Here is an 11,185-nt window from a genome sequence, read left to right on the forward strand (position 1 = left end):
TCTTCTCCTTATACGATCAATGAACTATTGCCATTGTTGCTGGCAAGGGTAGTGGGCATTTCCAGATAAAAGTCACCAATATTCACGGTGGTCGAATTGACGCCCACCAATGTGATGGTGTCTGTACCGATAGTCACAATGGTGTTGCCATTGTTTCCGGTGATAGACAAGTTGCTGGCAAAATTACCCGCATTGATACCTAACAAGACGAGATCAAGGAAGTCCTGCCCGCCGTTGGGGTTACTGTCAAAACCGGTAATTCGGTCCTGCCCAAAGTTGGCCCCAAAGGCGAAGATGTCGCTCCCGGTACCACCGTCCAGAATGTCGTTACCTTCCTGACCATTGAGAATATCGTCCCCACTACCGCCGGAGAGGGTATCCGCGCCCGCACCGCCAATCATGACATCGTTGCCAACACCACCTTGCAGGTTATCAACGCCATCTCCGCCATCGAGGAAGTCATTCCCGATACCACCAAACAACTGGTCGTTACCGCCCATACCAAACAAATAGTCGTTACCAGAACCGCCCGTAATGGTATTTGCAATGGCATTACCGGTACCAATAAAACTGCCGTTGCCGGTAAATACCAGTTCTTCCACGTTATCGGTGAGGTCGTAGCTGCTGAGGCTGGTTCGGACAACGTCCGTGCCGCCATTCACACCTTCGATAACCACATCACCGAAATCATCAACGATGTAGGTATCATCGCCTGCGCCGCCGGTCATACTGTCGGCACCAAGCCCGCCATCAAGCGTGTCGTTACCGGCATCACCTTGCAGAATATCTTGTCCCGCCTGACCAGAGAGATTGTCGTTTCCAGCACCGCCGATGAGCAGATCGTCACCTGCACCGCCAAGTAAGGTGTCATTACCGCCTTCACCGCGCAGGATATCGCTCCAGGCAGTACCGACGAGGGTGTTAGCCCCGTTGGTACCAACAATCAGATCGCCTACAGGCTGGGTGGTGGTCGACGTCAGGACAACAGGGGGGTTGCCTTCATCGTCGACGACGGTAACGACCACCTGCAACGTTCTGCCGACCATAGCCTGGCCCGGCGTATAGGTAGCGGATGTCGCACCGTTAATGTTGACGAATCCGGTTGGCGAACTCATTCTCCATTGATAAGTGAAATTACCGCCGCTCAGACCATCAGCGTCAGCAATACCTGAAACCACCGCGGTCAGCGTCAGGCTTTCAGTTGGGGTGAGGTCGTTAATTACTGGCACACCGGTCGTGGCCTGATTGCGCGGGAGGATTGCCTGAGTTTGTGCCGACACCAGGGTTTCAGCGTCACCCATGCGGTCGTTAAAACTGGCGACCACACGCAACGGTGCGCCCTGAATAGCGCCAGGCACTCTGAACTCAACGCCTGTTGCCTGATCTCGCCATTGGCCGTTGACGAATGCCTGCCAGGTCATAGTGATGACCACATCCGCCGCCAGCCCGTTACCATCCAGCAAGTTCGCCACGTTGACGCGCAGCAGGTCACCCACCGAAGGATTAGGATTGCTGATGGTCAGATCGCCCGTCGCTTGTTGCCCCGTCACCCACAGCTGCTTCCCATCGCCAAACTCCAGTTTTTCGATGTTCAACAGACGATCGATGCCATCATTCAGGTTCAGCGCGGCATCCGGCGTAGCGTGATCGACGCGCAGGCTACCGTCCGCCATACGGGTAAAGACATAGTTGCTGCTGACATCACGGTACACCGCGACGTCAGTTTCCGTGCCGTTACCTTCATGCAGAATTTCGCGCACAATCGACAATTGATTCGGTTTCAGCGTGCCGGCCAGCATGTACGATTTCAGTTCGGCCATACCTTCGGCGCTGGTGAGTCCCGCCATACCCGTAACGGCAATACGGACGTTGAGCCACGCATCACCATCAATGATATCGTTACCAGCTTTACCCATGATGCGGTCGCTACCACCACCGCCGAGTAAAATATCGCTACCATCATCAGGATTCAGTAGCACCGCGTCCGGATTTGTAGAACGCTCTACACCGAGAATAGCCTGTAGACCGTTGATCCGGTCCGCACCTTCCTGGGTCAGGTTGTTAGAGAGGGGAACGCCCTGAACAGGCGCAGTACCTATCGGCTGTTCTGTTCCGGTCAGGATATCGTCGTGTTTCCAGCCCGACAGCCCTTCAACAAGATCAAAACGGTCGCGTAGAATAAACTCCTGCTGGTTGACGAAAATAGGGATCCCAAGGTCAGAGTTAGCGCCATTTGGGTCGCCTTTATGGATAGCCCAGTCGAAACCGGCCATGCCATTATTGCGCTGGATCCCCGCGCCCTGAACCATGATGTCGTCACCGGCTTCGCCATCGTAGTCGGTGTCGTTACCCTGACCGTTGAGGACATCGTGACCGATAATGGTACTGTTGAAGAACAACTCAGAGTTGTCACCCGCCAGCGTGTCAAACCCGTCGCCGCCTTCCAGCCAGTCATTGCCTTCGTTGCCCATCAGGAAATCACCACCCGAGCCGCCAAGCGCAAAGTCGTTATCCTGACCCGAGAAGACCTCCTGCGCATCTTCGCCGACCACCACGAAGTCGCTGCCGCTGCCACCAAAGACCAGATCGTTTCCGTTACCGGAGAAGATAACGTCATGTCCGGCATCGCCATGCAGGAAGTCCGCATCACCAACAGGCGTTCCGGTATCGGTAATAATGTCATCACCGTCACCGCCATGGACCACATCGGCTTCGTCACCGCCGTCCAGTCGGTCATCTCCGCCATCACCCCACAGGCTGTCGATCCCTTTACCGCCGATTAACGTATCGTTGCCTGCCGTCCCACCAAGCACCACATGCCCATCGCCGGTATATTTCAGATACCCACCATCGGCAAAACTATCGCCGTCAACATCCACCCCTGGGTCGCGACGCACCAACAACGGCGAGAGCAGATCCTTCAGCGGATTACCCCATTTCGGGTCGATTTCCGTTTGCAGCACGCGGTTCACTTCAAAAATATGGTCCGGTGTCTGGAACAGATTAGCGGGCAGGTGGGAGGAACCCTCATCACCAAGATCGCTGTTACGCATTACCAGCGCGGAAAACGAGTTGGCCTCCAGTTCATTGAGTAAGTTCAGCCCCTGAACGCGGCTCAGATAGTAGAAACGATCACCGTCCTGAAGCATTTCCATTTGTGTTTCAAAGACGAAGTTGAAGGTTGAGCCGAGCATGCCGCCAAATTCATTTTTGCGCTCTGCCAGCCCGCCAATCCAGAAATCGACCATATTCAGACCGGTCTCTTTGGTTGCCCACGCTCCGGTACTGTTAAAGAAATCCATCGCATCCGCAGGCGGGGAATTGTTTGCATCACCAAACAACAGGAAATTAACCGCTGCGCGCTTACCTTCAAGGCTGGTAGCGCTGAGGATCAGTTCGTGCTGGCCATAGGCGGCCATAAAGTTAATGATTGAAGCGGGATTTTTCAGGTAGGTAGTGAAGTCAGCCCAACTGGTATAAGGCTTCAGTTGGCTATCGCCGCTTAAAGCAAAAAACTGCTCGCGGGCCTGGTTCAGCGTCGGCATTGCGGTGTCACGGCCACGGGCTATATTAAGCGCGCCTAAATCCAGGGGCAGGCCGATGAGATTATTACGCAGAGCATCGGTAATAAATTCATCAATTTCGTTACCCACCTGACGTGTCATACCACGCACGATTGCGCCGATAGCCTGATCGTCCGTGACGGTGGCCCCGTTGATTTGATTAAATGCTACCGGATTCAGGAATGCTGAAATTAGGTCAATATCACCGCTTTGCATATCAATGTCTGTACGCGCCACGGTTTCTGTCAGCATTGAATGCCCAAAACGGTAAACAACATGCGCAAACTCTGCAAAGATCAGCGGGTTAATATCCGCCGTGTTGGAGAAGACAAACGGATCGACGGCAGGTTGTACGGTACGGGCAAACTCCTCGAATACGAGGTGTTGATATTGCATTTCCGTGGAGAAGCGGCCTGCCTGGAATAAGTACTCACCGTTCCATACCAGAGTATTGGTATCGGCAGGTAATTCCGTGATTTGGTGGTTGGGCATCAACCACTGGTTAATGAGGTCGATATCGCCGGTTTCCAGCAGAGTGGTTTTATACTGCTCAACCAGGCGGTTATGCTCGCTGTGAAAAACGGCGTGCACCGCGGTTAAACCTATATTTTCGTTCCCGCGCCCGTCACCGGTGATAAAGTGGCGATCGAGCAGTTCGTTATCATAGGTTCCTGCCGGTTGCGGTCCTTCTCCGCCGATGGCACTGTCATCATCTGCCAGCAGACCAGCTTTTGGCACGGCAGTATGAGCGATGTCATCCAGAAACGCATGACCGGTGCGGAACGTCTCCGCGGGTAACAGGCCTCCGTTGGCTTCAACCAGCCCCCCGGTGGTAACAATCTGTACCTTTCCGTTTTCACTTAAAATCAAATTACCGTAGCGATCCGTTGCCAGCAGGGGAACATTAAACACGTCCTGATCGGTGAGTTTAATGCCAAGCAGGGTTTCAGCCTGGTTTTTAACGTCAGCCCAGGTCGCCAGTCCACCGTTTGCACCACCCAATAAATTCCCGGTAGGCTCAGGTTTCCCATCAATAATGACGTATTCGCGGATGAAAATTTGATGTGAAGGATGGGAGGTGTAGGTTTGGTTTTGGTCGATGAAGGGGGTCGTCAGGTTTACTGTCTCTCGGTTTTCATCCACCGTTGCCCGGGTTAATAGCATAAAGTTTGTCGACGACCCTTCAACATATAAAGGGTCATCGGGCTGGAGCGGAATGAAAACGATACCGTTTCCTCCTTTCGGAATCAGATCCAGACCATGGTCGAAAAACTGGCCAAAGAAGGTCATCCAGCCGTTAAACGCAGGGGAGAGCCCAATATCGGGAGACTGATTGGGGATGGATAAGCTGCCATCCCCAGTAACAGTCCCGCCGCCGGGCGCATCTTTTAATGCGTTAAAAGCCTCCAGCGCGGCCGGGTTTGAGGCCGTCTGGTCTGAAATTAAATTGCTAATTATTCGTGGGTCGGCATCAATGACCGTACCGCCAATCTGGATATAGCTGGTCATTTGATCCGCATCCTGCCAGTTTAATGCGGTTAATCTCGGCATTGTCTGATCGGCAGAGCCGTATAATTCCTGACCTGGTAAAAGGTTATTCCATGAACCATCTACCGTGCGAAGTCCATAGGGCAAGAGTGGGCTGGAGACTAATTCCCGAAGCATTTCAGCATTAACGCTCCCGTCTGGGTTAGTTGCCGCTTCGGATATTTTGATCTGCTTAAGAATAAAAGCAAGATCGTGGAGGGTGACAGTAAAGTCATATTGTGAGGCCATAAGTCATTACCCCTATCTTTACTTGTATTGGCTATCACCACTCTTTTCTTCTGCTTACAAAAGCTGACAGAAGAATGAGTCGTATAAGATACCTGATGGTTATTACATGTTTTGACTCCATGTTTTAAAATATTGAAGATATCCACAACCGGGTTAGCGTTGTTCTCCAGAGTATTACTTAGTGAAATAAGAGTCAGACCTTATTTATTCGATTTTGCGACCCGAGGTGGGACCGCGTACATATTAAGGGCACGCGGTTTTGAGAAGACTGAGTCTTCTCAAGGTCACAGGCGTCGTTTTTTTAACCTCGTATTACATTTTTGTTATGATCATAACTATGGTTTTTCCTTTGCCGACTTCACTCATACTTTTCTATGAATAAGATTGTATTTTCATTTCTTTACATTTCAAAAAATGTCATTTTGTTTTAATAAAAACAGTAACAATATCAGTTGATTAATATATCGGATGAGGTTCTTTGTTGTGGCTCTCGTAACCAGAATGATACAACTAATGAAGCGAGCCCCAGGAATAAAATAAAATAAAATACCGAATGAATTCCTGATGATAAGGCGAAAATCTCAGGTGTACCAGCTTTCCCATTCATCGCTCTTGCGGTAAAAGATTACATCAGGCTGATTGCGATCGAGGCTCCGGCAGCACCGGAGATTTGATACAACGTATTCCAGACAGATGTACCATCAGAATATAAAGATTTAGGCAAAGAACTCAAAGCCGCTGTTTGTACCGGCATGATAATGCACGTTACACCAAAACATAACAGCATAAATGCGGAGGCAATCGCCCATTTTTCTGCGAATCCATGAGTAATTATAAGGAATATCGTTGCACTCAATGCGAGGCACAGAGAACCAAGGACAATAAAAGGTCTCATCGCATAGCGGTTATAGAGGGCACCAATCAGCGGGGAAAAGAGAACATTCACGATGTTACCCGGCAGTAAAATCAGACCGGCCATAGCAGGTTGCATTACCAGGACATCAATAAAATAGATGGGCAATATAATCGCGGTGGCAAGTACGCTCATTATGCTCATCATCATGATAAGCGAGCCGACTGTAAATATCGGGCATGAGAATATTTTTGTGTTGATCAATGGATAAAGAATTCTGGTTTGTCGCCAGAACAATGCGATAAGGCACAGAATTCCCATCAGGAAAACGCCCCAGAAGTGGACTGATGACGCAGGATTTTCAGACAACGCAGCCAACCCGCAGATGATGCCGCCAAACCCGATGGATGATAATAATAGCGATATCACATCAATGCGCGGATGTGTAATATCCCCAACATTTTCTGCTGCAACAATGGCCAGTAGTAATGCTGCGATATACATTGAAGCACATATAAAAAATATCGCCCGCCAGTTCAGCACGGTAATAATTAATCCTGATATTGTTGGTCCTAACGCGGGCGCCAGAGTAATAGAAACACCGACTACTCCCATTACTTTTCCACAATGATGCAACGGAAAAATAAGTAAGGCCGCGCTCATCAGCACGGGTAGCAGTATCGCGGTGCCAATAGCCTGAACAATACGCCCGGTCATTAACATCATCATGTTTTCTGAGACACCTGAAATCAGGCACCCCAGAAAAGAGAGTGAAACCGCAATGATGATTAATGACCGGGTACTGAACCACTTCATCAATATGATTGACGCCGGCATGAATACGGCTAGCGTCAATAAATACCCTGTAACCAACCATTGCGCAACGCCTGCAACCACGGAAAATTCATGCATCAATTGGGTTAATGCCATGTTTAGCGCTGTTTCACTGAATAATCCTGTAAATACGCCAAGCATCAGGGTACTCAACATCAGTACTGGTGAGTGCACTTCTTTTTCTGGTCTTCTTAATTTCATTGTTTTCACATTTATTCAGAAAGTCATCAATAGATATAAAATAACGCCATCCGAATACACGAATGGCGTGAAAGCAGGGTGAATTATTAATTCAATGTAAGATCAAAATACTCTTTACTGTAAGCCTGTGCGAAATGATACGATGCTTTACGCTCAGCCAGTCGGAAAAATTTCTCAATATCACTGGCCGCCAGCGTATTAAAAGATTTCGATTTTTTGGCAAGGCTATCAAATGCGCTTTGTGCAAGCGTTTCAACTTTTGCCAGGTCGTAACCACATAGTTTTCCGTGACGTTTACGAATAACGCCATCGGCAATGACAGTATCAACATCGTTGCTGTGGGTCATTTGTACGACACCGCCAGCATAATTCATCATCGGAACAAAACCTTCCCTATGGCGAATGATAATTAGATCTGCCTTCTTACCGACGCTCAGCGAGCCAATCTCATCAGCAAGCCCCATCACTTTTGCGCCCCCCATCGTTGCCCAGTAAAGCGCATCGCGAACGGTCGGGGTGATCTCAAAAGGCATACTGTCACGCTGGTGAATTTGGTCATTCGCCAGAGCACGTTCAATTTGGAGTGCAATATTCATTTGTGTAAACAGATCATCAGTTGTAACGCCCGTGAGATCCGTGCCAAGACCGAAGGGGATATCATGTTCAACGCATGCCCGGTATGGTAAAAAACCCATGCCCATTTGCAGTTCGCTTGATGGCGTACTGACCACGTATCCGCCGGTTTGGGCAATCAGTTTCCAGTCCTCGCCTGTTAAACCATTACTGTGAGCGTGCAGATGGCCGGGGCGTAATAAACCATGATCATCCAACTCTCTCAAACCGCGTAACAGAATTGAGGTTTTGGCTGCGCCAGTATGAGAAACACATTTGATTCCCAACTCATCAGTGAGCCTGATTTGCTGGGCCGAATGAGCAAACGGGACTGTGCCGAGGTCGGAAATCAACATCCCCATGCCAAGACGATCCTGTCTGTTGAATTGCGTACAGGATAGGTGCCTGGCCATGTCGAGACGATCTTCCTGAGATTTAAAACCGGACGGTTCAAAGTTATAGACCTGCATACCATAGGCATAGATGCCACGAATTCCGCTGTCCTTCATCCCCTGAATAGCATTAAAAGCATGGTCAGGCGTATTCACACAATCGTTAATTTCATAGACTGTTGTGGTACCTGCGTTAATAGCATTGATATTTCCTGATAATACTGCCGCATACATATTTGAGGCAGTAAATACCCCTCCAAACGCGTAGAATGTATTGATTAAAAAGGCAGGTAATGACTCTTCTGTAGAAACACCACGGAAAAGCGACATCCAGTTATGTCGATGTGCATCAACCATGCCCGGCATAACGATAGCGCCATGTGCGTCTATAAACTCAGCATCCTGATGATGATCAAAAGCATGTTCAGAGTGGCTAATATCTTTGATGATATTCCCCTCAAGCAATACAGCTCCATTCTTAATATCACCAATATCAGCATCCATTGTAATATAAATACCACCACGAATAACTTTCTTGTGCAACTCCATTTTTCCTCCTGACTTATAAAAATAACCATAACAATAAAAACTCACATTACTTAAAACGAGGAGTTTTTATTGCAATAGATAATATGTGTGCTGGGTTTATATTCAGCAATGTAAAATGAAGGGGGTGGTTATCATGTATAAATACAGATAATCATCGTTAGTATTCGTAAAAACCACCTGCAGGAATATTTAAAGGTGAATGAATATCAGCCATCCTTTCAGCCATAAATCGACGAGGAGGTGTGCCGGTTGCTTTACGAAACATTGTGACAAAAGCTCCGGAGCTTTCATAACCCAGTTGATCCGCGATCACCTGTATCGATAGCCCTTGCGCCAGTAATGGCAATGCTTTCACAATGTGCATCTGACGGCGCCAGCGATTTATACTAAATCCCGTTTCTTTGGCAAAAAGCCGGGATAAGTTCCTTTCGCTCATATTCAACCGACAAGCCCATTGCGCAAGCGTTATCCGCTCAGAGGGTAATGACAGCATAGTATTTGCCAGCGCCAGCAAGCGTGTGTCAGTTGGCATAGGAAGATGAAGCCATTCCAACGGCGCTGCAATGATCTCATCTAACAGAACGGCTATCAGACGCGATGCCGCGCTCTCATGCGAATAATTTTGCGGCAGCGCGGCAGTTCGCTCAAGCAAGGCGCGCAGAAAGGGGGACACCGACATTGTGCAGCATGTTTCAGGTAAATTCTCCACCGTACCAGGCTCTATGAACACCACAAATCCACGAGGGTTTCCGCTACATTTTGCCCGATGCCTGAGTCCGCCAGGTATCCATACGGCCCCCTGAGGCGGGACGATCCACAAATCATGTTCAGTTTCTAAGGTGATAAGCCCGGTATCAGCAAATAAAAGTTCAGCTTTGTTATGACTGTGAAACGGCAATTCCCATTGTTCCGTCACCATACCGAGACCAATTACCACGACTGGCTGCACTAACTCTTCCACGTACGTTGGCTCAACCTTAAATATAAACATCAGTATTCCTTAGCAGAGAAGGGCGTTAGCTTTCTCTCTGGCCTCGTTTTCAGTGGCAACAATAAACATAGGATAACCCCAGAATCTTTCGAAGGTTACTGAAAAGCTTTCCAGTTCTGTGCGCTTAGTAGTCTCTGGAATGATATGAATATGGCCTTTAATCAGTTGGCCAATAGCAGCTTTATTGTCCTTCATCCAGGTAGTAATCTTGCGGCGTTCATTAACATCATCATTTTCTTTATTGCTTTCAGTCGGTAATCCGCTACAGATAAAAACAAAGGGCTGTTTTTTTTGTAAAAGTTTTGAAATTGCAATCAGAATGTCATTTGAAGACGCATCTGACTCTATTGAATAATCCATTCTGACGCGCGGGAAATCATCGGTGTTAATTTTCATGTTAGGTCCTGAAATGTTTCGTTAGTGATGATGTAATCATAGATACCTGCCACGACAAAATCATTAGAGAGAAGGGACAAAAAATTCTTCAGTCAAGCCAGAAATGTTGCTTTAGGTGCGTAGGGGAAGAGGAAAATCTGTGAATTCATCTGCTTTCACGCATTTAAGAAAAATTTTCTTAATCACACCACACTCGCATTAACTCAATCAAAACAATAAGATATAAATATTTTATGGTTTGTTTTTCTTACTTAAGATTGACTTGATATGATTTGAGAAAACAAACGTTTTAATCTCTGGGATTATTCTTAAACTAGCAGTCATCGTAGGGTTAATCCTACGGAGTCATAAGATATTACTGGCGTCGCTGTATCCCTCAATAAATACTCCGCTCTCAGCGGAGAGGGACTATTGAATTATTTATTACGATACCGATGTATTTATTAATTAAGGACAGACAATATGAAAATCAATAATCCTCATACCAGTTACATATTTGCAGCTGGTGGCCTTGCGTTATTGTTTGCGCAGATAGCGTATGCTGATTCAGCAAATACCATCACCTTTAAAGGCGAAGTGACCGAACAAACTTGCGAAGTCACAGTTAACGGTGTAAATGCACGACCAGTGGTATTACTGCCTTCTGTTGCGAAAAGCGATCTCGCGGCAGCAGCATCTTCAGCAGGCCTGACAACATTCACCCTCGGCGTTACTGGTTGTACTGTTGATTCTAATGCGTTGGATATTAAAACCGTCTTCGTTGCAAATAATATGACCGAGCGTGGAAACCTGGCTAATACGGGTACAGCGCAAAATGTTGAATTACAACTGCTGACCGATAGCGCGGGCACTACGCCGATTGATTTGCGTACTGGAACTCCAGTTGCAGGAATCACCGTTGCGGCCGGAAATACGTCCGGTGAGCACGACTTTGCCGTGCAGTATTTTAGCCCGAACGGTGGGGCAACCGCCGGGACAGTTGTCGGCACTGTGCAATACGCCATTTCCTATTTGTAAG

At 48.0% G+C, this 11,185-nt stretch carries 6 protein-coding genes; 1 reads left to right on the forward strand and 5 read right to left on the reverse strand.

Annotation, left to right across the window (positions count from 1 at the left end; genetic code table 11):
• Positions 1-8 precede the first annotated feature (8 nt).
• The 5 genes from GFB57_RS16250 to GFB57_RS16270 all read right to left on the reverse strand — a co-directional run bounded on the left by GFB57_RS16250 (position 9) and on the right by GFB57_RS16270 (position 10,167).
• Positions 9-5,339, reverse strand: a complete 5,331-nt coding sequence (locus GFB57_RS16250; RefSeq protein WP_290366834.1) for a peroxidase family protein — start codon at positions 5,337-5,339, stop codon at positions 9-11.
• A 625-nt stretch (positions 5,340-5,964) separates the two neighbouring features.
• On the reverse strand, positions 5,965-7,227 hold the full coding sequence (locus GFB57_RS16255; RefSeq protein WP_230472372.1) for an MFS transporter: 1,263 nt from the start codon (positions 7,225-7,227) through the stop codon (positions 5,965-5,967).
• A gap of 86 nt (positions 7,228-7,313) precedes the next feature.
• Entirely contained in the window at positions 7,314-8,780 is a 1,467-nt protein-coding gene (locus GFB57_RS16260; RefSeq protein ID WP_003019956.1) for an amidohydrolase family protein, read from the reverse strand.
• 157 nt (positions 8,781-8,937) lie between these two features.
• Positions 8,938-9,771, reverse strand: a complete 834-nt coding sequence (locus GFB57_RS16265; RefSeq protein WP_003019952.1) for a helix-turn-helix transcriptional regulator — start codon at positions 9,769-9,771, stop codon at positions 8,938-8,940.
• Positions 9,772-9,780: 9 nt separating this feature from the next.
• Positions 9,781-10,167, reverse strand: coding sequence for a hypothetical protein (locus tag GFB57_RS16270; RefSeq protein WP_003019950.1), 387 nt, complete (start codon positions 10,165-10,167; stop codon positions 9,781-9,783).
• A 462-nt stretch (positions 10,168-10,629) separates the two neighbouring features.
• Here GFB57_RS16270 and GFB57_RS16275 point away from each other — a divergent pair, with 462 nt between their 5' ends.
• The gene (locus tag GFB57_RS16275; protein ID WP_003019947.1) at positions 10,630-11,184 is read left to right on the forward strand and encodes a fimbrial protein; all 555 of its coding nucleotides are present in this window, start codon (positions 10,630-10,632) and stop codon (positions 11,182-11,184) included.
• Position 11,185: the final 1 nt, after the last annotated feature.

The sequence above is a fragment of the Citrobacter sp. S39 genome (genome assembly GCF_009495675.1).
Taxonomy (GTDB): Bacteria; Pseudomonadota; Gammaproteobacteria; order Enterobacterales; family Enterobacteriaceae; genus Citrobacter; species Citrobacter freundii.

What these genes read in the sequence shown, in the direction of transcription:
- GFB57_RS16250 (WP_290366834.1), bottom strand. Translation starts at nt 5,339, where the DNA reads ATGGCCTCACAATATGACTTTACTGTCACCCTCCACGATCTTGCTTTT.
- GFB57_RS16255 (WP_230472372.1), bottom strand. Translation starts at nt 7,227, where the DNA reads ATGAAATTAAGAAGACCAGAAAAAGAAGTGCACTCACCAGTACTGATG.
- GFB57_RS16260 (WP_003019956.1), bottom strand. Translation starts at nt 8,780, where the DNA reads ATGGAGTTGCACAAGAAAGTTATTCGTGGTGGTATTTATATTACAATG.
- GFB57_RS16270 (WP_003019950.1), bottom strand. Translation starts at nt 10,167, where the DNA reads ATGAAAATTAACACCGATGATTTCCCGCGCGTCAGAATGGATTATTCA.
- GFB57_RS16265 (WP_003019952.1), bottom strand. Translation starts at nt 9,771, where the DNA reads ATGTTTATATTTAAGGTTGAGCCAACGTACGTGGAAGAGTTAGTGCAG.
- GFB57_RS16275 (WP_003019947.1), top strand. Translation starts at nt 10,630, where the DNA reads ATGAAAATCAATAATCCTCATACCAGTTACATATTTGCAGCTGGTGGC.